The organism is Shigella sp. FC1661 (assembly GCF_001712525.1).
Taxonomy (GTDB): domain Bacteria; phylum Pseudomonadota; class Gammaproteobacteria; order Enterobacterales; family Enterobacteriaceae; genus Escherichia; species Escherichia coli.
Genome location: NZ_MDGW01000333.1, coordinates 17,563 through 40,333, shown reverse-complemented (window position 1 = coordinate 40,333; position 22,771 = coordinate 17,563). Strand labels below are relative to the sequence as shown.

Annotated in this window: 17 protein-coding genes and 4 pseudogenes; 5 read left to right on the top strand and 16 right to left on the bottom strand. The window is 51.3% G+C overall.

Going from position 1 to position 22,771, the window contains the following annotated elements:
* Positions 1-35 precede the first annotated feature (35 nt).
* The 15 genes and pseudogenes from rnhB to rpsB form a co-directional block, all read right to left on the bottom strand.
* Positions 36-632, bottom strand: coding sequence for a ribonuclease HII (gene rnhB, locus BFF42_RS17345; protein ID WP_000569419.1), 597 nt, complete (start codon positions 630-632; stop codon positions 36-38).
* Entirely contained in the window at positions 629-1,777 is a 1,149-nt protein-coding gene (gene lpxB / locus BFF42_RS17340) for a lipid-A-disaccharide synthase (protein ID WP_000139665.1), read from the bottom strand. The genes rnhB and lpxB overlap by 4 nt, the downstream gene beginning before the upstream one ends.
* On the bottom strand, positions 1,777-2,565 hold the full coding sequence (gene lpxA, locus BFF42_RS17335) for an acyl-ACP--UDP-N-acetylglucosamine O-acyltransferase (RefSeq protein WP_000565978.1): 789 nt from the start codon (positions 2,563-2,565) through the stop codon (positions 1,777-1,779). Before lpxA ends, lpxB begins: the two co-directional genes overlap by 1 nt.
* Before the next feature lie 3 nt (positions 2,566-2,568).
* Positions 2,569-3,024, bottom strand: coding sequence for a 3-hydroxyacyl-ACP dehydratase FabZ (fabZ, locus tag BFF42_RS17330; RefSeq protein WP_000210739.1), 456 nt, complete (start codon positions 3,022-3,024; stop codon positions 2,569-2,571).
* A gap of 103 nt (positions 3,025-3,127) precedes the next feature.
* Positions 3,128-4,153, bottom strand: coding sequence for a UDP-3-O-(3-hydroxymyristoyl)glucosamine N-acyltransferase (lpxD, locus tag BFF42_RS17325; protein ID WP_001139282.1), 1,026 nt, complete (start codon positions 4,151-4,153; stop codon positions 3,128-3,130).
* Between the two features lie 3 nt (positions 4,154-4,156).
* On the bottom strand, positions 4,157-4,642 hold the full coding sequence (gene skp, locus BFF42_RS17320; protein WP_000758956.1) for a molecular chaperone Skp: 486 nt from the start codon (positions 4,640-4,642) through the stop codon (positions 4,157-4,159).
* A 121-nt stretch (positions 4,643-4,763) separates the two neighbouring features.
* Positions 4,764-7,195, bottom strand: a pseudogene (gene bamA, locus BFF42_RS17315) (outer membrane protein assembly factor BamA).
* 29 nt (positions 7,196-7,224) lie between these two features.
* A complete protein-coding gene (rseP, locus tag BFF42_RS17310; RefSeq protein ID WP_012421466.1) occupies positions 7,225-8,577 on the bottom strand; it encodes a sigma E protease regulator RseP in 1,353 nt (450 codons plus the stop codon).
* 11 nt (positions 8,578-8,588) lie between these two features.
* Complete coding sequence (gene cdsA, locus BFF42_RS17305; protein ID WP_000922446.1) at positions 8,589-9,446, bottom strand: phosphatidate cytidylyltransferase; 858 nt, start codon at positions 9,444-9,446, stop codon at positions 8,589-8,591.
* A 12-nt stretch (positions 9,447-9,458) separates the two neighbouring features.
* Positions 9,459-10,217, bottom strand: coding sequence for a (2E,6E)-farnesyl-diphosphate-specific ditrans,polycis-undecaprenyl-diphosphate synthase (gene ispU / locus BFF42_RS17300; RefSeq protein ID WP_005039433.1), 759 nt, complete (start codon positions 10,215-10,217; stop codon positions 9,459-9,461).
* A 188-nt stretch (positions 10,218-10,405) separates the two neighbouring features.
* Positions 10,406-11,602 carry a 1-deoxy-D-xylulose-5-phosphate reductoisomerase gene (ispC, locus tag BFF42_RS17295; RefSeq protein WP_000811923.1) on the bottom strand — a complete coding sequence of 399 codons (1,197 nt, stop codon included), beginning with the start codon at positions 11,600-11,602 and terminating at the stop codon, positions 10,406-10,408.
* Between the two features lie 91 nt (positions 11,603-11,693).
* Positions 11,694-12,251: a ribosome recycling factor gene (gene frr, locus BFF42_RS17290; RefSeq protein ID WP_000622418.1), complete on the bottom strand. Its 558-nt coding sequence runs from the start codon at positions 12,249-12,251 to the stop codon at positions 11,694-11,696.
* 291 nt (positions 12,252-12,542) lie between these two features.
* Entirely contained in the window at positions 12,543-13,268 is a 726-nt protein-coding gene (gene pyrH, locus BFF42_RS17285; protein WP_000224573.1) for a UMP kinase, read from the bottom strand.
* A 146-nt stretch (positions 13,269-13,414) separates the two neighbouring features.
* Positions 13,415-14,265: pseudogene (gene tsf / locus BFF42_RS17280) on the bottom strand (translation elongation factor Ts).
* 257 nt (positions 14,266-14,522) lie between these two features.
* Positions 14,523-15,248, bottom strand: coding sequence for a 30S ribosomal protein S2 (rpsB, locus tag BFF42_RS17275; RefSeq protein WP_000246884.1), 726 nt, complete (start codon positions 15,246-15,248; stop codon positions 14,523-14,525).
* A 367-nt stretch (positions 15,249-15,615) separates the two neighbouring features.
* Here rpsB and map point away from each other — a divergent pair, with 367 nt between their 5' ends.
* From map to BFF42_RS17245, 5 genes and pseudogenes are all read left to right on the top strand, one after another.
* The gene (gene map, locus BFF42_RS17270; protein ID WP_001018194.1) at positions 15,616-16,410 is read left to right on the top strand and encodes a type I methionyl aminopeptidase; all 795 of its coding nucleotides are present in this window, start codon (positions 15,616-15,618) and stop codon (positions 16,408-16,410) included.
* Positions 16,411-16,471: 61 nt separating this feature from the next.
* A pseudogene (gene glnD, locus BFF42_RS17265) lies at positions 16,472-19,143 on the top strand (bifunctional uridylyltransferase/uridylyl-removing protein GlnD).
* A 30-nt stretch (positions 19,144-19,173) separates the two neighbouring features.
* Complete coding sequence (gene dapD / locus BFF42_RS17260; protein WP_001186662.1) at positions 19,174-19,998, top strand: 2,3,4,5-tetrahydropyridine-2,6-dicarboxylate N-succinyltransferase; 825 nt, start codon at positions 19,174-19,176, stop codon at positions 19,996-19,998.
* 54 nt (positions 19,999-20,052) lie between these two features.
* Positions 20,053-20,865, top strand: a complete 813-nt coding sequence (yaeI, locus tag BFF42_RS17255; RefSeq protein ID WP_000625639.1) for a phosphodiesterase YaeI — start codon at positions 20,053-20,055, stop codon at positions 20,863-20,865.
* 161 nt (positions 20,866-21,026) lie between these two features.
* The gene (locus tag BFF42_RS17245) at positions 21,027-21,413 is read left to right on the top strand and encodes a DUF3461 family protein (RefSeq protein WP_000272188.1); all 387 of its coding nucleotides are present in this window, start codon (positions 21,027-21,029) and stop codon (positions 21,411-21,413) included.
* Positions 21,414-21,501: 88 nt separating this feature from the next.
* On the opposite strand, the pseudogene cdaR reads toward BFF42_RS17245, so the two are convergent.
* Positions 21,502-22,653, bottom strand: a pseudogene (cdaR, locus tag BFF42_RS17240) (DNA-binding transcriptional regulator CdaR); the annotation flags it as partial.
* Between the last annotated feature and the right edge of the window lie 118 nt (positions 22,654-22,771).

Sequence of the window (22,771 nt, the reverse complement as noted above, 5' to 3'; positions counted from 1 at the left end):
TTCAGATTCCGGTTTACTTAATCTCGACACAAGAATCAGGACGCAAGTCCCAGTGCGCGTTTGACAGGCCCAAAGCTGCGCCGATGGTGTTCGGTCGCGCCGTGTTCAGCCAGTTTTTCCAGATGAAAAGCGGTTGGGTACCCTTTGTGTTGGGCAAAACCATATTGCGGGAAAACAATATCCAGCGCCGCCATTTCGGCGTCACGCGTCACTTTCGCCAGGATAGACGCGGCACTGATTTCCGGTACGCGGCTATCGCCTTTCACCACAGCCATCGCAGGCATCGGTAATTTCGGGCAGCGGTTACCATCAATCAACACATATTCCGGCGCAATATGCAGCCCAGCGACGGCACGCTGCATCGCCAGCATGGTCGCATGAAGAATGTTCAGCTCGTCGATTTCGTGGGGTTCCGCGCGGCCCAGACTCCAGCTCAACGCTTTCTCTTTGATCTCTTCACAGAGCGCCAGACGGCGTTTTTCGCTCAGCTTTTTGGAATCATTCAGCCCGGCAATCGGGCGCGCCGGGTCAAGGATCACCGCAGCGGTGACGACCGCGCCAACTAACGGCCCGCGTCCGACTTCATCCACACCCGCAACCAGCTGCGTGTGCGGATAAACAAATTCGATCATTGTGCTAACTCCAGAACGGCTTGTGCCGCCTGCTCATCGGCATTGCAGCGGATCTGCTGATGCAGTTCACGGAAGGTATCGTGCATCGCGTGGCTGATTTTCCCGTTCGCCAACAGCGGTAACAGCGCCGCAGCCAGTTTTTGCGGCTCACACTCTTCCTGCAATAACTCTTTGACTAACTCTCTGCCCGCCAGCAGATTTGGCAGCGAGACATAATCAGTTTTCACCAGCCGCTTCGCCAACCAGAAGGTAAAAGGCTTCATGCGATATCCCACCACCATCGGGCATTTCGCCAGCATACACTCCAGGGCTGCCGTACCCGACGCCAGTAGCGCCGCATCGCTGGCGACCATCGCCTCACGGCCCATCCCATCCAGCAAATGAACTGAAAAGTCTGGCGCGACTTCAGCTTTGATGCGTTCAAACTGCTCGCGGCGTTTGGCATTCACCAGTGGCACCACGATTTCGAGATCCGGATATGTCTGGCGCAAAAGCTGGGCCGTTTTCAGGAAATCGGCACTAAGCATTTCAACTTCTGCACCACGGCTCCCCGGTAGCAACGCCAGGCAGTGGGCATCGTGAGGGATCCCCAGCACATCACGGGCGGCATTTTTATCTGGATCTAATGGCATGGCATCAGCCATGGTATGACCGATAAAGCGGCACGGTACGTTGTATTTGTCATAAAACGCTTTTTCGAAAGGCAGAAATGCGAGCACCAGATCGGTGGCTCTGCCTATTTTGAAAACACGTTTCTGTCGCCACGCCCAGACTGACGGACTGACGTAATGAATGGTTTTGATACCCTGCTTTTTGAGGTTACCTTCAAGAGTAATATTGAAGTCAGGCGCATCAATACCAACAAAAACATCTGGCTTCAGTTCGCCAAAACGCTTTGTCAGATCGGCACGAATATGCAGTAAGCGACGCAGACGACCGAGCACTTCAACAATGCCCATCACCGCCAGTTCTTCCATTTCGTACCAGGCTTCGCAGCCTTCAGCCTGCATTCGTGGCCCGGCAACACCAACAAAGCGGGCGTTGGGCACACGTTCTTTCAGAGCGCGGATTAAACCGGCCCCCAGGATATCGCCGGAGGTTTCTCCGGCGACCAGGGCAATCGTTAATGGACGCTGTTCAGTCATTAACGAATCAGACCGCGCGTTGAGCGTGAAAAGAAATCGGTAAAGGCTTTCACTTCCGGATATGTTTCCGCCAGTTCAGCAATTTCCGGTTTCACTTCATCGAGCGTTTTACCGCTACGATAAATCAGCTTATACGCATTGCGGATAGCGGTAATCGCCTCACGGCTGAATCCGCGGCGCTTCAGCCCTTCGATATTGACACCGAACGGCGTTGCGTGGTTACCCTGCGCAATGACATAAGGAGGGACGTCCTGCGCCACACCGGAGCAGCCGCCAACCATCACGTGCGCACCAATGATGCAGAACTGATGGACTGCGGTCATGCCGCCGATGATCGCGAAGTCGTCAACCGATACGTGACCCGCCAGCGTTGCGTTGTTGGCGAGAATACAGCGGTTACCTACCGTACAATCGTGCGCAATGTGCGCGTTGATCATCAGTAAGTTGTCGCTGCCCACCTTCGTCAATCCACCGCCCTGGACTGTGCCACGATGAATGGTGACGCTTTCGCGAATGCGGTTACGATCGCCGATTTCCACACGGGTCGGTTCGCCAGCATATTTCAGATCCTGGTTAACTTCGCCGATGGAGGCGAACTGATAAATCTCATTATCGCGGCCAATTTTAGTATGACCATTCACGACAACGTGAGATTTCAGTACGGTACCCTCACCAATTCCGACATGGGGTCCAACGATACAAAAAGGACCAATGTGTGCGTTCGCGCCAATTGACGCGCCCTCTTCCACAATGGCGGTTGGATGCACAAAGGCGGATTTATCAATCACGTATCAGGCCTCCCGGCTACGAGCACACATCATCGTTGCTTCGCAAACTACTTTACCATCGACCAGAGCAACCCCTTTAAAACGGGTCAGGCCGCGGCGCGTTTTTTCGAAAGTGACTTCCATGATCATTTGATCGCCAGGCACGACCGGGCGCTTGAAGCGCGCTTCGTCAATACCAGCGAAGTAGTACAGCTCACCCGGTTCCAGTTTTCCTACGCTTTTAAACGCCAGAATACCTGTTGCCTGTGCCATTGCTTCCAGAATCAGCACACCCGGGAAAATCGGTTTTCCAGGGAAATGGCCCTGGAAGAATGGCTCATTGACAGAGACATTTTTTACTGCGCGCAGAAAACGACCTTCTTCAAAATCCAGCACGCGATCCACCAGTAAGAACGGGAAACGGTGCGGCAGAAGTTCTAAAATCTCTTCAATCTGCAGAGTATGAGTGTTAGTAGTCAAGATACTCTTCCTGTCAAAATATAAGAAACGACAATAATAACACGCCTGCCGCAATCGTAAGAATGAGACAGGCCGTAAAGTTTGGCGAACAAAAGATGGAACGTTAGTCTTGTTGATTAACCTTGCGCTCAAGCGATTTCAGACGCTTGCTCATGTCATCAATGTTCATCACCAGTGCAGCGGTTTTGCGCCAGACTTTGTTGGGTTGCAGCGGAATGCCTGAGGAATAGACGCCTGGTTCAGTGATGGGACGCATCACCATACCCATGCCCGTAACCGTCACTTTGTCGCATATTTCCATATGCCCGTTGATTACGCTGGCTCCGCCGATCATGCAGTAACGACCAATTTTCAGGCTGCCCGCCATAATGACGCCACCGGCAACCGCCGTATTGTCGCCAATCACGACGTTATGTGCAATCTGGCACTGGTTATCAATGATCACGCCATTGCCAATAACAGTGTCATCCAGCGCGCCGCGATCGATGGTAGTGCAGGCACCGATCTCCACGCGATCGCCAATAATTACGCGACCAATCTGTGGGATCTTAACCCAGTTACCACGATCGTTGGCATAACCAAAGCCGTCTGCGCCTACCACTGTTCCGGACTGGATCAGGCAATTCTGACCGATCTGGATCTCATGGTAAATGGTTACGTTCGCCCAGAGACGCGAACCTGCACCGATTTTGCTGTTTTTACCTACGAAGCAACCGGCACCGATAATCACGTTATCGCCCAGTTCAACGCCGGATTCAATCACCGCGTTAGCGCCAATCGATACATTGTTCCCCAGCTTCGCCGTCGCGTCGATCACCGCACTGGGTGCAATGTTCTGCGCGGGCTGCGGCGTGGTATCTAAAATTTGCGCCATGCGCGCGTAAGTCAGGTAGGGATTCTTCACTACCAGCGCGGCACTTTTCGCGAAAGGAAGATCGTCCTGGGTCATGACAACCGCGGACGCCTGGCACAAGCCTAAATGCTCACGGTATTTTGGGTTAACCATGAACGTAATGTGACCTGTTTGTGCAGATTGCATGGACGCAACGCCGGTGATGACGATATCGCCATCACCGTGTAGTTCTGCATCCAACTGCTGCGCTAAATCAGCCAGTCGAATTGAAGGCATTACTTATTTAACCTGTTTCAGTACGTCGGCAGTGATGTCTTTTACATCGCTGCTGTTGTAAGCAACGGCGTTTGCATCAACAACCAGATCGATATCCTGGCTGTTGGCAACGGATTTCACAGCAGTCTGGATACGAGTAACCAGTTTGCCGCGTTCTTCGTTGGAACGACGTGCGCGATCCTGCTCAAAAGCCTGCGCTTTCTGAGCAAAAGTCTGGCGCTGAGCCATCACGTCTTTTTCCAGCTTAGTGCGATCGCTGCCCGCTTTCATGGACTGCAGCTTTTTCATTTTAGCCTGCAGATCGGTTTCCATACGCTGCAGTTCGCTGGCACGGCCTTTGAACTCATTTTCCAGCGTGTTAGAAACACCGGTTTTCTGCGCTACCTGCTGGAACAGGCTGCCCATATTGACGATTGCAATTTTGTCAGCCGCCTGAGCAGAAGTTGCCAGTGCTAAACCGAGACCTGCCGCTAATAACCACTTTTTCACAATAAACTCCTTACCATCCCATTTGCACCGGAGGGTGCAGTTCTTTGCGTGGCCCGGCGATCTTATATTGATCGCCTAAAGTCATCGCTACACTACCACTACATTCCTTTGTGGAGAACACTTACCAGGTTTTACCGATGTTAAACTGGAACTGTTCTGCCTTGTCTCCATCGTACTTTTTGAACGGCTGGGCGTAGGAGAACACCAACGGCCCCAATGGGGACATCCATTGTAATGCGATACCCGCAGACATACGGATATTGCTTGGATCACTATAGTCCGGATATCCAGAATATTGGCTGGAATCCCAGTTTGTATCCCAAACGGTACCCATATCCCAGAAGAAGGAAGTACGAACCGAGTTAGCATACTTATCGCTAATAAACGGCGTCGGGGTGATGAACTCGAGGCTGGCAACCGCCATGGCGTTACCGCCTACAGCATCATCCGATTTACACAGGTCTTTCGCGCCGTCCTGAGTCGCACATTCGTAATCATAGTCCGGATCATAATTACTGGCCTGATGCGGGAAGTAAACTGCTTTCGGACCAATGGTATTGGACTGGAAGCCACGGACGTGCTGGAACCACCGGCATAGAAGTTCTCGTAGAACGGCATCTCTTTGCCGCCTAAACCATCACCATAACCCCAGCGGGTACGCCCCAGAACAACCCATTTGTGATCGTCATCGATCGGCACATAAGTCGCCGTGTCTAACGTCACTTTGTAGTATTCGTTATCCGATCCAGGAATGGTCACTTTACCGGTCAGGTTGACACGTGAACCATCTGTCGGGAAGTAACCACGGTCAAGCTTGTTATAGGTCCAACCATAGTTGAACGTGAAGTCGTCCGTTTTGAAGCTGTTATCCTGATCAGAGGTGCTCGGATGTTCACCCATAGAGTACAGATAACGCCACATCGCAACCTGAGGCTGCATGTTGGACAGGGAGTTATGTACATAACCCAGACCTGCACGCAGCGAGTTATATTCGTTGATCGGGAAGCCCAACGTCACGTCTGTACCATAACTCTTGTTGGTATAGTCGGACAGGTCGGCGTCATCTGCCTGGAAGTCATTATAGAAGAGACGACCACCGAGGCTTACACCATCTACAGTGAAGTACGGGTTGGTTACCGACAATTCAGCATAGGTCTGGTAATCGTTTTTGGTCCCGTTGATACCAACAGCATAACCTGTACCTAACCAGTTATCCTGTTGCACGCCAGCCTGGAAGCTCACGCCACTTTCAGTACCGTAACCAATCCCGAAGTTGAAGCTACCGGTGTTACGTTCTTTCACCTTGTAGACTACATCTACTTGGTCCGGGCTACCCGGAACACGTTGGGTATCGGTATCGACAGTTTCAAAGAAGCCCAGACGATTCAGACGCTCCTTACCCTGATCGACCAGATCGCTTCCCAGCCATGCACCTTCCATCTGACGCATTTCGCGACGCAGGACGGCATCTTTCGAGGTATCGTTACCTTCAAAACGGATCTTACGCACGTAGAAACGGTTACCCGCATCAACGTTCACGCGTAATTTAACGGTTTTGTCGGCATCGTTAATTTCAGGCATCGACTGTACGCGCGGATAGGCATAACCATAGCGACCGAGAAGCTTTTTGATGTCATCTTCCATCTTGGTCACTTTGGTGCCGTTATACAGCTCGCCCGGCTCGATCTTAGTCAGCTGCTCAATTTCAGCGGAGTGCCCGGCAAGGTTGCCGCTCACTTCAACGCCAGAAAGCTTGTACTGATCGCCTTCGGTAATGTTCACCGTGACGTAAATACCTTTTTTATCTGGCGTCAGACTGACCTGGGTAGAGTCGATGTTGAAACGGGCATAACCGCGATCCAGATAGTAGCTGCGCAGGGTTTCAAGGTCGCCCGCCAGTTTCTGTTTCTGGTATTTACGATCGCCTACCACGTTCCACCACGGCACTTCGTCACGCAGTTGGAAATGAGAGATCAGTTCGTCGGTGGTGAAAGCATGGTTACCAACAATGTTAATTTGCTGGATTTCAGCTGACACACCTTCCTGGAACACCAGTTTTAGGTCAACACGGTTGCGCGGCAGCGGGGTCACGACAGCTTTTACGCTGGCGCTATATTTACCGACGCTGTAGTAGAAGTCTTCCAGACCTTTCTCGATATCGGCAATGGTGGTGCGATCGAGGGATTCGCCCACACGCACACCAGAAGCCTCGAGGTTTTGCTTCAGCATGTCATCTTTCACCGATTTGTTACCGGAGAAAGTAATGCTGGCAATGGTCGGACGTTCTTTTACCTGAACCAGAAGGGTATCACCATCACGAAGGACGCGAACATCCTCAAAGTTGCCGGTAGCAAACAGAGCGCGAATGGTATTACTGATATCTTCATCATTAACCGTGTCGCCTGTACGCACCGGCATACTGAGGAGGGCCGCACCAACGGCGACACGCTGAAGGCCTTCGAAATGAATATCTTTCACTACGAACCCTTCAGCACCGTATACGGTGGCGCTGCTAAACAGCAGCGACGCTATGAGCAACTTTTTCATCGCCATCGTTATTATGCGTTCTTCCTAACTAACTCTCATAACCGAGAGAAATCATTGAAAAGTGCAAGCCCCATTAACAGCACCAGCAGAATCGAGCCAATGCGATAACAAAAGTCTTGAACCCGCTCGGATACCGGTCCGCCCTTGATCTTTTCGATCGCAAGGAACAGCAGATGCGCCCCGTCAAGTACGGGCAACGGAAACAGGTTAATTATCCCTAAGTTCACGCTAATAAGCGCAAGAAACGGCAGGTAATAAACTACCCCGAGTTCCGCTGTCATCCCAGCCCCCTTGGCGATAGAGATCGGCCCACTGAGGTTGTTCAGTTTCACATCACCGGTGATCAATTTTCCCAGCATACTGACCGTCAGCTTCATCAGCTGCCACGTTTTGTCCGTGGCTTCGACGATGGCGTTGAACGGCCCATACTGGCGTACAACTTTATACTCATCTGGCAAAGGAATGACTTTCGGCTCAATACCGACAAAACCAATCGCTTTACCATTACCCGGTTTACTCTCCGGGATTAATGTCAAAGACAAGGGACTTCCCTGCCTTTCGATTTCTAACGCTAAGGATTTACCCGGGTTATCCCGGACAAGCATCACAAAGGTCACCCACTGCGTTAAGGGCTGACCATCGACTTTAACGATCCTGTCGCCTGCTTGCAAACCTGCCTTGCTTGCCGCCGAGTTTGGCTGCACATTTTCCAGTACAGGTTCAATTTGCAGCCCACGAGGACGAATCCCCAGCGAAGATACCGGATCTTCTTTATCAGGCTCAAACGCCCAGTGACGTAAATCGAGCTTTACATCCCGCCGTTGGTCGCTGCCAAATGGCGCTACTGTAATGGTGGTGCTTTCATCGCCAATTTTATCGACCAACTGCAAACGCACGGCATCCCAATCAGGCGTTTCGATACCATCTACGGCTTTTAGTTCCGTACCTGGTGCAATTTGTGCTTCCGCAGCTATCGAATTGGCTGCCATTTCACCAACCACCGGACGTACGCCAGGCACACCAATAATAAAAACCAGCCAGTAGGCAAAGATAGCAAAAATGAAGTTTGCAACCGGACCTGCGGCAATAATCGCCGCTCGTTGGCCAACAGATTTATTATTGAAGGCATGGTGGCGGAGTTCCGGAACGACCGGTTCTGCGCGCTCATCCAGCATTTTGACATAACCGCCCAGCGGGATCAGGGCGATAACATATTCGGTGCCGAGCTTATCAGTTCGCCGCCAGAGCGCCTTACCAAACCCTATTGAGAAACGCTCAACGCGAACACCACAACGCCGGGCAACCCAGAAATGACCAAATTCATGCACGGTGATAAGTACACCCAGTGCAACGATGAACGAAGCCAAATCCCAGAGAAAACTCAGCATATTACCTTCCGTTAAAGCGTCCTGAATACCAGTAACAACAAGCAAGCAAAGACCGGTACCGCAGCCGTCAGGCTATCAATACGATCTAAAATACCACCGTGTCCTGGAATTAAATGACCGCTGTCCTTAATTCCTGCTTCACGCTTAAACATACTCTCGGTCAGATCGCCGAGCACTGAGGCTAACGCTGCGACAATAGAGCAAATGAGTAAGGTGACGGGAGCGACGTCGAGATTCGCCCACATGCCATAACCCCATGAGATTACCGCTGCAGTAGCGAGTCCACCTATAAAGCCTTGCCAGGTTTTACCCGGAGAAACCTTCGGTGCCAGCTTATGTTTACCAAACAATTTGCCAAACATATATGCGCCGGAGTCAGCGCCCCATACCAGGATCATGACATAGAGCAGCCATATTGCGCCACTGTAATGATTCTCGTCATAGTGCCAGGCCCGTAACGCCAGCATGCCCCAGAAGAAGGGAACAATGGTTAGCACGCCAAAAATAAGGCGCAATGTTTTAGAATTACGCCAGATTGCTGCGGAACCTGGGTAAAACAGCACCAGCAATAGCGCGACAATCCACCAACCCAGCGAAGCCCAAAGTGAGATTTCAACCAGCGGTTGATGAATATTTCGGTGATATTCCGGCAACAGAAAAAGCATCAGCGCCAACAATAACCCGCATAACACCGCCAACCATACTCGCTGCGAACGAGTGGTAAAACCGCTAAGCTGTCCCCATTCCCACGCTGCCAGCATGCAGACCACCAGCGTTACAATGGCGAACCCCACCGGCGGCAACAGAAACAACGCCGCGATGACGACGGGTATTAACACAAAAGCAGATATCAGGCGATACTTCAGCAAAAGCGCCCCCCATCAGGCTGTTTCATCACCGGGCTCGGTGCCGCCGAAACGACGCTCTCGATTAGCAAAGGCATTTAACGCCCCTTCAAAGTCTTGTTCATCGAAATCGGGCCAGAGAACATCTGTAAAGTAAAGTTCGGCATAGGCAATTTGCCAAAGCAAAAAGTTACTAATGCGATGCTCCCCCCCAGTCCTAATTACTAAATCTACAGGGGCCAGTTCATGCATACAGACATGCTGGTTTAGCATCTCTTCATCTATCTGATCTGGTTGCAGGTTTCCTTGCTGCACCTTTTCAGCCAGTTGCCTGACTCCCTGGACTATATCCCAACGTCCACCGTAGTTCGCCGCAATATTCAGCGTCAGACCGGTATTCCCGGCTGTTAGCGCTTCAGATTTACGAATACATTCTTGCAAACGCGAGTTAAAGCGACTGGTATCGCCAATAATACGCAGACGCACGTTATGTCGGTGCAGACTTTTTACTTCGCTATCGAGCGCCCACACAAACAGTTCCATTAACGCACTGACTTCCTGCGCTGGTCGGTTCCAGTTTTCACTACTAAAGGCATACAGCGTTAACGCCTCAATACCGTTGTTGGCCGCAAAAGAGACAGCCCGGCGGACGGATTTTGCCCCGGCTTTATGCCCAAAGGCACGAATCTTCCCTTGCTTTTTTGCCCAGCGACCATTGCCGTCCATAATGATCGCAACATGACGGCAGCCATGCGCTGGCAATTTTTCGCTAAGTGGTTGAGTAGCAGACAACATCACGCGTTTTTTATTCCCTGACAGGGTTTACGGTACTCAGGAATACTGAAGCCTATACAAAAAAAAGCCGTGCAAAACCACGGCATACCTGACCTTATAAAGCCAACTACTTACGATCAGATGGCGCAGACTATATCACTGAAGCCCTACGCTAACAAATAGCGAGACTCTCTGTAGCCGGATTATCCTCAGCTTGCGAGACGCATCACCTCTTTTCTGGCGACTTCACGCGCGTTCGCATCAACAGATAACACATCGTCCACACATTGTGGTTCGCGCATATCCATTTTTTCCAGTACCGATAAATTCAACGCAGCGATATCCGTAAAGCGGATTTGTTGCGCAAGAAAAGCAGCAACGGTGATTTCGTTTGCGGCATTCAATGCTGTCGTCGCTGCCTGACCTTGTTCGAACGCCTCCATCGCCAGTTTCAGGCATGGATAACGATCATAATCCGGTGCGGCAAATGTCAACGCACTTAGTTTGCAAAAATCGAGCGGCTTCACGCCAGAGTTCACGCGATTCGGCCATGCCATGGTGTGGGCAATTGGCGTACGCATATCCGGTTCCCCCAGCTGCGCCAGAACACTGCCGTCCTGATAGCGCACCATTGAGTGAATCACTGACTGCGGGTGAATCAGCACTTCCATCTGGCTGGCGCTGGCGTTAAACAGCCAACGCGCTTCAATGTATTCCAGACCTTTGTTCATCATGGTAGCCGAATCGACAGAAATTTTACGCCCCATCGACCAGTTCGGATGACGGCAGGCTTGATCCGGCGTCATTGTTGCCAAATCGCGCAATGGCGTCTCACGGAAAGGGCCACCAGACCCGGTAAGTAAAATGGACACCACGCCATTTTGCTCAAGGTCAGCGTATCCCAGATTATGCTGGATAGGTTGCGGTAAACTCTGAAAAATGGCGTTATGTTCGCTATCGACCGGTAACAATTGCGCTTTGCTCTGCTTTACGGCGTCCATAAACAGACGTCCGCAGGTAACCAGTGATTCTTTATTGGCCAGCAAAATGGTTTTACCCGCGCGGATCGCAGCAAGCGTAGGTAACAGCCCAGCAGCGCCAACAATGGCTGCCATCACCTGATCAACATCCTCAAGCGCTGCCATATCGCAAGCGGCTTGTTGCCCGCTTAAGACTTCGGTGCGGCTACCCTGTTGCTGTAGCATCGTTTTAAGAAGTTTCGCACTCGCTTCATCGTCCATTACGGCATAGCGGGGAGAGAATTCCAGGCACTGTTCTACCATGCGAGTGACATTTTTGCCTGCCACCAGCGCAACTACGCGGAAGTGTTCGGGATTATGGCGCACCACGTCCAGCGTGCTGCAACCAATCGAGCCGGTCGAGCCCAGAATGGTGAGTTGCTTCATGAAACATCCAGAGTTGAGACAGAATAAAAAGCAAAACGCCGCCAGCCGATCCGCAAGGATCTACTGAGCGGCGTTTTTGTCGTTCAAGAAATCAGAACTGCATCAGTTCTGCTTCTTTGTCTGCCAGCGCCGCTTCAATTTTCTTGATTGCAGCATCAGTCAGTTTCTGTACATCGTCCTGAGAACGGCGATCGTCGTCTTCGCTGATCTCTTTATCTTTCAACAGTGCTTTCACTTTGTCGTTCGCGTCACGACGCACGTTACGTACTGCAACACGCGCTTGTTCTGCTTCACCACGAACGATTTTGGTCAGATCTTTACGACGTTCTTCCGTCAGCGGCGGCAGCGGAACACGGATGTCGCTACCCGCAGAGTTCGGGTTCAGGCCAAGATCGGACGCCATAATCGCTTTTTCAACGGCCGGAGACATTGAACGATCAAACACGTTGATTTTCAGAGTACGGGAATCTTCTACCGTTACGCTTGCCAGCTGACGCAGCGGCGTCGGCGTGCCGTAATATTCCACGACAATGCCATCCAGCAGGCTGGGAGAAGCACGACCCGTGCGTATTTTGCTGATTTGGGTTTTGAACGCTTCTACGCATTTGTCCATGCGTACTTCAGCATCTTTTCTGATATCGCTAATCACGTTACGAATCCTTGAAAACTTGTCTCAGTCAGACCAGACAGTCACACACAGTGGAAGTGTGCTAAGTATAGCCCTGATTAAACATATTACGGGTAATCGTCTGGATTATTAGGCTATTTTATTTGCCATTTTGGCCCCGAGCAGTGCTCGCCATCCTCACGTACTTTTGTACGCTCCGGTTGCTGCGCGCTGGCCGTGACCAAACTGCCTGCAACAATAACGCCTTATAACCAGACTTACGCCCCCGCGATACTTACGCGGAATCTTACCCTTATTTATCCATCACGGGAATTATTCCGTGATTAAAGTCCCTTCTTTTTCACCCATTACCACACGGCGCAGCGCACCCGGTTTGTTCATATTGAAAACACGAATCGGTAATTTATGGTCACGAGCCAGCGTGAAGGCCGCCAGGTCCATGACTTTCAGCTCTTTTTCCAGCACTTCGCTGTAAGTCAGTTGCTCGTACATGGTTGCGGTTGGATCTTTCGCCGGATCAGCGGTAAACACGCCGTCAACTTTGGTTGCTTTCAGCACCACATCGGCTTCAATTTCGATACCACGCAGGCAAGCTGCTGAGTCGGTGGTAAAGAACGGGTTACCTGTACCGGCGGAGAGGATCACCACACGGTTGTTGCGCAACAGGCTGATAGCTTCTGCCCAGCTGTAGCTGTCGCACACGCCATTCAATGGAATAGCGGACATCAGACGAGCGTTCACATAGGCGCGGTGCAGTGCATCACGCATTGCCAGGCCGTTCATTACGGTCGCCAGCATCCCCATGTGGTCGCCCACAACGCGGTTCATACCCGCTTTCGCCAGACCAGCGCCACGGAACAGGTTACCCCCACCAATCACCACACCAACCTGAATACCCAGTTCAACCAGTTCTTTGATTTCCTGAGCCATACGATCCAGTATGCTTGCATCAATACCGAAGCCTTCAGTGCCCTGCAGAGCTTCGCCACTCAACTTAAGCAGAATGCGTTTATAGACGGGTTTTGCATTGGTAGCCATGTTTCTTTCCTGAGACTGTCAACGATTGAAATGAATTAATACTAGCGACATTGTACGTCGCTTTTCAGCGCAGCCCCACAAGGGTTAGCTGAATTTACAAGATGGGCACAAAAAGAAGCCGCCCTCAGGCGGCTCCTTTTTGATAATTAAGACTGCTTGGACATCGCAGCAACTTCTGCTGCAAAGTCAGTCTCAACTTTCTCGATGCCTTCACCACTTCGAAGCGGATGAAGCCAGTCACTTCAGCGTTATGCTCTTTCAGCAGCTGACCAACAGTTTTGCTTGGTTCCATAACGAACGGCTGACCGGTCAGAGAAACTTCGCCGGTGAATTTCTTCATGCGGCCTTCAACCATTTTCTCTGCGATTTCTTTCGGCTTACCAGACTGCATCGCGATATCCAGCTGTACCTGGTATTCTTTTTCTACCACTTCAGCGGATACGTCTTCTGGTTTGATGAATTCTGGCTTGCTTGCAGCAACGTGCATAGCGATGTGTTTAACCAGCTCTTCGTCAGCGCCTTTAGCAGCAACCAGAACGCCGATACGCGCACCGTGCTGATAAGAACCCAGAACGTCGCCTTCCAGCGCAGCAACGCGGCGAATGTTGATGTTTTCACCAATTTTCGCTACCAGCGCAACACGTTCTTCTTCGAACTGTGCTTTCAGAACTTCAACGTCAGTGATTTTGCCAGCAACAGCTGCGTCCAGAACTTTGTCTGCGAACGCCTGGAAACCAGCGTCTTTTGCAACGAAGTCAGTCTGGCAGTTAACTTCCAGAATGATGCCGTAGTTGCCGTCGATTTTGGTTTTGATCACGCCGTCAGCAGCAACGTTGCCTGCTTTTTTCGCTGCTTTAATAGCACCGGACTTACGCATGTTTTCGATTGCCAGCTCGATGTCGCCGTTAGCTTCAGTCAGTGCTTTTTTGCAATCCATCATGCCTGCGCCAGTACGCTCACGCAGCTCTTTTACCAGGGATGCGGTAATTTCAGCCATTCTAAAATCCTCGGAGATGTGATCTGCCCGGCATTAAACCGCACAGATATAAAAGTGAAAAAGGGGGCCATATGCAGGCCCCCTAACCAAACGTGTACTACCTGGTCTATAAGGGCTCTCCCCCTTCATATTTCGCGCCGCAGATGCGTTATCTTCGCTCGCTCATCCCGGTCACTTACTGATGTAAGCTCCCGGGAATTCTCGAGCTTGCCGCCTTTCTGCAACTCGAACTATTTTGGGGGAGTTATCAAGCCTTATTACTCAGCTTCTACGAAGCTTTCTTCCGCCTGGGAAGCCAGATCCTGAGAACGGCCTTCACGTACGGTTGCAGCAACAGCGCCCAGGTACAGGGTCACAGCACGGATTGCGTCGTCGTTACCCGGGATAACGAAGTCAACACCGTCCGGATCAGAGTTGGTATCAACGATAGCAAATACCGGAATACCCAGGTTGTTTGCTTCTTTGATAGCAATGTGTTCGTGGTCAGCATCGATTACAAACAGAGCGTCCGGCAGACCGCCCATGTCTTTGATACCGCCCAGGCTGTTTTCCAGTTTCTCCAGCTCACGAGTGCGCATCAGCGCTTCTTTCTTGGTCAGCTTTTCGAAAGTACCGTCCTGAGACTGAGTTTCTAGGTCTTTCAGACGTTTGATGGACTGACGAACGGTTTTCCAGTTAGTCAGCATACCGCCCAGCCAGCGATGGTTCACGAAGAACTGGTCGCAGCTCAGAGCAGCGTCTTTCACCGCTTCGCTTGCAGCGCGTTTAGTACCAACGAAAAGGATTTTACCTTTGCGAGAAGCAATCTTGTTCAGTTCAGCCAGAGCTTCGTTGAACATCGGTACAGTTTTCTCAAGGTTGATGATGTGAACTTTGTTACGCGCACCGAAGATGAACGGCTTCATTTTCGGGTTCCAGTAACGGGTCTGGTGACCGAAGTGAACACCAGCCTTGAGCATGTCGCGCATGGAAACAGTTGCCATGATTAAAACCTCTATATAAAAGTTGGGGTTATGCCTCCACGTATCCCATATTACCGACCCCAAAGGGCACCCCGGAATATGTGCCGATACGTGTGTGTTGTTACACAAAGTGAGATTGTCGCTTCCGTCCAGTCTGTGTATACGAAATGGATCGGAAGTCCGGCGCGCTTTATACCACAAATACGTCATGGACACCAATAATTGTTGGCGCTGTGTACAGCATCAGACGTTGAATTTTCTATTATAGAAAACGTTCAGTGGCACGTTTGGCGAAATTCAGAATGATTCTCAATTTGCCCGGGTGTGATACCATTGACGGCACTTACATATATATTGTCGGTATCACCGACGCTGATGGACAGAATTAATGGCTATCTCAATCAAGACCCCAGAAGATATCGAAAAAATGCGCGTCGCTGGCCGACTGGCTGCCGAAGTGCTGGAGATGATCGAACCGTATGTTAAACCGGGCGTCAGCACCGGCGAGCTGGATCGCATCTGTAATGATTACATTGTTAATGAACAACACGCGGTTTCTGCCTGCCTCGGCTATCACGGCTATCCGAAATCCGTTTGCATCTCTATTAATGAAGTGGTGTGCCACGGTATCCCGGACGATGCGAAGCTGCTGAAAGATGGCGATATCGTTAACATTGATGTCACCGTAATCAAAGATGGTTTCCACGGCGATACCTCGAAAATGTTTATCGTCGGTAAGCCGACCATCATGGGCGAACGTCTGTGCCGCATCACGCAAGAAAGCCTGTACCTGGCGCTGCGCATGGTCAAACCAGGCATTAACCTGCGCGAAATCGGTGCGGCGATTCAGAAGTTTGTCGAAGCAGAAGGCTTCTCCGTCGTTCGTGAATATTGCGGACACGGTATTGGTCGCGGCTTCCATGAAGAACCGCAGGTGCTGCACTATGACTCCCGTGAAACCAACGTCGTACTGAAACCTGGGATGACGTTCACCATCGAGCCAATGGTCAACGCGGGTAAAAAAGAGATCCGCACCATGAAAGATGGCTGGACGGTAAAAACCAAAGATCGCAGCTTGTCTGCACAATATGAGCATACTATTGTGGTGACTGATAACGGCTGCGAAATTCTGACGCTACGCAAGGATGACACCATCCCGGCGATAATCTCGCACGACGAATAAGATGAAGCCGGCGAATGCCGGCTTTTTTAATGCGATAATTTAATCTTATGAGTGGCGCACAATGAATACCCTTCCAGAACAGTACGCAAACACCGCTCTCCCCACCCTGCCCGGTCAACCGCAAAATCCATGCGTCTGGCCCCGTGATGAATTAACCGTCGGTGGGATAAAAGCCCATATAGATACTTTCCAGCGTTGGCTGGTGATGCCTTTGACAATGGGATCTCTGCAGAACAGTTGATTGAGGCGCGCACCGAGTTTATCGACCAGCTCCTGCAACGATTATGGATTGAAGCGGGATTCAGCCAGATTGCCGACCTGGCATTGGTCGCCGTCGGTGGCTACGGTCGTGGCGAGCTGCATCCACTTTCTGACATCGATTTACTGATTTTAAGCCGTAAAAAGCTCCCGGACGATCAGGCGCAAAAAGTGGGCGAGCTGTTAACGCTGCTCTGGGATGTAAAGCTGGAAGTCGGTCATAGTGTGCGCACGCTTGAAGAGTGCATGCTGGAAGGGTTATCGGATTTAACCGTCGCCACCAATTTAATCGAATCCCGCTTATTAATTGGCGATGTTGCGCTCTTCCTCGAACTGCAAAAACATATTTTTAGCGAAGGATTCTGGCCTTCCGACAAGTTCTACGCGGCGAAAGTTGAAGAACAGAACCAGCGCCATCAGCGTTACCACGGCACCAGCTACAATCTTGAACCAGACATCAAAAGTAGCCCTGGCGGCTTGCGCGATATCCACACTCTGCAATGGGTGGCCCGCCGTCATTTTGGCGCAACATCGCTGGATGAAATGGTTGGGTTTGGCTTCTTAACCTCAGCGGAGCGGGCGGAATTAAACGAATGTCTGCATATACTGTGGCGTATTCGCTTTGCCCTGCATCTGGTCGTCAGCCGTTACGATAATCGCCTGTTATTCGATCGCCAACTTAGCGTCGCTCAGCGTCTGAATTACAGTGGTGAAGGCAACGAACCGGTCGAGCGGATGATGAAGGATTACTTCCGCGTTACACGCCGCGTCAGTGAACTCAACCAGATGCTGCTGCAACTGTTCGATGAAGCCATCCTCGCCCTTCCTGCCGACGAAAAACCACGTCCAATCGACGATGAGTTTCAGCTACGCGGTACGCTAATCGACCTGCGTGATGAAACACTATTTATGCGCCAGCCGGAAGCCATCTTGCGTATGTTCTACACCATGGTGCGCAACAGTGCGATCACCGGCATTTACTCCACCACGCTGCGCCAGTTACGCCATGCCCGTCGCCATCTGCAACAACCGCTGTGTAATATTCCGGAAGCACGAAAACTGTTTTTGAGCATTCTGCGTCACCCCGGAGCGGTGCGGCGCGGGCTATTGCCAATGCATCGCCATAGCGTGCTCGGCGCGTATATGCCGCAATGGTCGCATATCGTCGGGCAGATGCAGTTTGATCTGTTCCACGCCTACACGGTGGATGAACATACTATCCGCGTGATGCTGAAACTGGAGAGTTTTGCCAGTGAAGAAACGCGCCAGCGCCATCCGTTGTGTGTGGACGTCTGGCCGCGCCTGCCGTCAACTGAGCTGATTTTCATCGCCGCGCTGTTTCACGATATCGCCAAAGGACGCGGCGGCGACCACTCCATTCTCGGTGCTCAGGATGTAGTGCATTTTGCAGAACTCCACGGGCTGAACTCACGCGAAACACAGCTGGTTGCCTGGCTGGTTCGCCAGCACTTGCTGATGTCGGTGACAGCACAACGCCGCGATATTCAGGACCCTGAAGTCATCAAGCAGTTTGCCGAAGAAGTTCAAACGGAAAATCGTCTGCGCTATCTGGTATGCCTGACAGTGGCTGACATTTGCGCCACCAACGAAACGCTGTGGAATAGCTGGAAGCAAAGTCTGTTGCGCGAACTCTATTTTGCCACCGAAAAGCAGCTACGACGCGGAATGCAAAACACGCCGGATATGCGCGAACGGGTTCGCCATCACCAACTCCAGGCACTGGCACTACTGCGCATGGATAACATCGACGAAGAGGCGCTGCACCAAATTTGGTCACGCTGTCGTGCTAACTATTTTGTCCGCCATAGCCCAAATCAACTGGCCTGGCATGCCCGCCATTTATTACAGCATGATTTAAGCAAACCACTGGTATTGCTTAGCCCGCAGGCTACGCGTGGAGGCACCGAGATTTTTATCTGGAGCCCGGACCGCCCCTATCTGTTTGCCGCCGTCTGTGCCGAATTAGACCGCCGCAATTTAAGTGTTCACGACGCACAAATTTTCACCACTCGCGACGGTATGGCGATGGATACCTTTATCGTGCTGGAACCCGATGGCAGCCCGCTGTCCGCAGATCGTCATGAGGTTATTCGGTTTGGTCTGGAGCAAGTACTGACGCAAAGTAGCTGGCAGCCACCGCAGCCCCGTCGCCAACCCGCCAAATTACGCCATTTTACTGTTGAAACCGAAGTAACGTTTTTGCCGACCCATACCGACCGCAAATCGTTCCTTGAGCTTATCGCGCTCGACCAGCCAGGACTGCTGGCGAGAGTCGGGAAAATTTTTGCCGATCTGGGAATTTCGCTTCATGGTGCCCGAATTACAACCATTGGCGAGCGAGTAGAAGATTTATTCATAATTGCCACCGCTGACCGGCGTGCGCTTAATAACGAGTTGCAGCAGGAAGTGCATCAGCGGTTGACAGAGGCCCTCAATCCAAACGATAAAGGGTGATGTGTTTACTGATATGAAAAGAGTTTAACAATGCAGCAGTTACAGAACATTATTGAAACCGCTTTTGAACGCCGTGCCGAGATCACGCCAGCCAACGCAGACACCGTTACCCGCGAAGCGGTAAATCAGGTGATCTCCCTGCTGGATTCCGGTGCACTGCGTGTAGCGGAAAAAATTGACGGTCAGTGGGTGACGCATCAGTGGTTGAAAAAAGCGGTGCTGCTCTCTTTCCGTATTAATGATAATCAGGTGATCGAAGGGGCAGAAAGCCGCTACTTCGACAAAGTGCCGATGAAATTCGCCGACTACGACGAAGCACGTTTCCAGAAAGAAGGCTTCCGCGTTGTGCCACCAGCGGCGGTACGTCAGGGTGCGTTTATTGCCCGTAACACCGTGCTGATGCCGTCTTACGTCAACATCGGCGCATATGTTGATGAAGGCACCATGGTTGATACCTGGGCGACCGTCGGTTCTTGTGCGCAGATTGGTAAAAACGTCCACCTTTCCGGTGGCGTGGGCATCGGCGGCGTGCTGGAACCGCTGCAGGCTAACCCAACCATCATTGAAGATAACTGCTTCATTGGCGCACGCTCTGAAGTAGTTGAAGGGGTGATTGTCGAAGAAGGTTCCGTCATTTCCATGGGCGTATACATTGGTCAGAGCACCCGTATTTACGACCGTGAAACCGGCGAAATCCACTACGGTCGCGTTCCGGCGGGGTCTGTGGTTGTTTCAGGTAATCTGCCGTCAAAAGATGGCAAATACAGCCTCTACTGTGCGGTTATCGTTAAGAAAGTTGACGCGAAAACTCGCGGCAAAGTCGGCATTAACGAACTGCTGCGTACCATCGACTAAAAGTATGCACACGGGCAGCACGACGCTGCCCGATTTTTTTTGCAGGGATGAGCGATGATTTCACGCCGCCGATTGTTGCAGGCTACTGCCGCGACGATAGCCACGAGCTCAGGTTTCGGTTATATGCATTACTGGGAGCCAGGCTGGTTTGAATTAATCCGTCACCGCCTCGCCTTTTTTAAAGACAACGCAGCACCATTCAAAATTCTTTTTCTGGCCGATCTCCATTACTCTCGTTTTGTTCCTTTAAGCCTGATTTCTGACGCGATTGCTCTTGGCATAGAACAAAAGCCCGATTTGATATTACTGGGCGGCGATTACGTATTATTTGATATGCCGCTGAATTTTTCGGCGTTTAGTGATGTCCTCTCCCCCCTTGCCGAATGTGCGCCGACGTTTGCCTGCTTCGGCAACCACGATCGCCCTGTTGGTACAGAAAAAAATCACTTAATTGGCGAGACGTTGAAATCAGTGGGCATCACGGTGTTGTTTAACCAGGCTACGGTGATCGCCACGCCGAACAGGCAATTCGAACTGGTAGGCACCGGTGACTTATGGGCCGGACAATGCAAACCACCTCCCGCCAGCGAAGCAAATCTGCCAAGACTGATGCTGGCACATAATCCCGACAGCAAAGAAGTCATGCGTGATGAACCCTGGGATCTGATGCTGTGCGGCCATACTCACGGCGGGCAACTGCGCGTACCGTTGGTTGGTGAACCTTTTGCCCCTGTCGAAGATAAACGTTACGTCGCCGGATTAAATGCCTTTGGCGAACGACACATCTACACAACCCGTGGCGTGGGCAGTTTGTATGGTTTGCGTCTGAACTGCCGCCCGGAAGTAACGATGCTGGAACTGGTGTAGAACGTGAATTTTATCACCACAATAAAGCAGGTAATTTTTTGATTTTTACGCCATGATAGAAGTCTGGAAGAAAAAGGCTTTCTGCGATCACAGTCGAGCCGGGCGGGCCAGGCCAAATGCTAAAATAAGCACAATTTACTGACTCATTTTGAGGTAACGCTATGTACGACAATCTGAAAAGTCTGGGTATTACCAATCCTGAAGAAATTGATCGTTACAGCCTCCGGCAGGAAGCCAACAACGATATTCTGAAAATCTATTTCCAGAAAGACAAAGGCGAGTTTTTCGCCAAGAGCGTTAAGTTTAAATATCCGCGTCAGCGTAAAACGGTCGTCGCTGATGGTGTGGGTCAGGGTTATAAAGAAGTCCAGGAAATCAGCCCGAATCTACGGTATATCATTGATGAGCTTGATCAAATCTGCCAGCGTGACCGCAGCGAAGTTGATCTTAAGCGTAAGATCCTCGACGACTTACGTCACCTGGAGTCAGTCGTAACCAATAAGATCAGCGAGATTGAAGCCGATCTGGAAAAACTAACGCGTAAATAATCCCGAATTGACGGTTAATTCGGGCATTCCCCTCTCCCCTTCGGGCTGAGGGGAATGAGACAGCGCCGCCTCAACCTTAACGCATAACCTACCGCTCTTCATCCAGTTGTAACGCCACATACAGCAGCAACCTGTCATCAAAATTGCCCAAATCAAGCCCGGTCAGTTCCGATATACAATTAAGCCGATACTCCAGGGTATTACGATGAATAAACAACGCCTTTGACGTTGCCAGCGGTTGCACATTGTGACGAAACCACGCCGCCAGCGTTCGTCGCAGCAAGCCGTTATTGTCCATCGCTTTCAGCCGCGCCAGCGGTCGCGCCAGTTCGTTGGCCTGCCAGTCGCCACGCAAACTGTCGAGTAACACAGGTAACATCAGATCCTGATAAAAATAGCAGCGACTTTCTGGCATCCGCTGTTTACCCACCACCATCGTCGTTTTCGCCGTACGATAGGATCGGGCAATACTGCCAGGACCGGTAAAATAGTTGCCCAGTGAAACGCGAAAACGCAGCTGGCCGTACTCTTTCATGCGGGTAATCAGTTGTTCAACTCGCTTACGATGATCTTCTGCATCCCAGCGCCCAAAAGAGTTCAACGCCGGTTTCAACACCACCATTTCGGTTAGCGAGACAATCGCCACCAGATTATTACGCTCGGGCGTAGTCAGCGCGTTTTGCAGTTGTTGTAACTCCGCCATTGCGCTGTCCACACCAAGCTGACCGCTGTCGACCTCAACAATAGCCACCACTCGCGGTTGATTGAGATCGATCCCCAGCCGTTGCGCCCATTCAGTAAGTGCGGGAGTATTCTCCTCTGCCTGAATCAGGTTCATCACCAGTTCCTCCCGCAAACGGCTATCCTGCGCCAACAAGTGCATCAACCGCGACTGTTCCAGCATCATTTCAGCCGTCATGCAGACCAGTTCGCCATATTTACGCAGATTCTCTGGTTCACCTGTCAGGCCAATTACGCCGACAATTTCACCTTCCAGCCGTAACGGTAGATTAATCCCTTGCCGCACACCGTGCAGATGACGTGCCACCGCGTCATCGATATCGACGACTCGTCCCTGTGAAAGTACCAGCAATGCACCTTCGTGCAATTCACCAATACGCTCACGATCGCCGCTGCCGATAATTCGCCCACGGGCATCCATTACGTTGATATTGGTATCGATGATGCGCATGGTACGTGCCACGATATCCTGCGCCATTTTGGTATCAAGATGCCAGCCATAAGTCCTCCGTTATGCACGGCTTAGCATAAGGAAGTACGTAACGTACGGCATTGTGCAAATGCCTAAAGGATGATGAAGATGTATGGAGTTGTGGTGAAGTTCACAGATTGTAAGG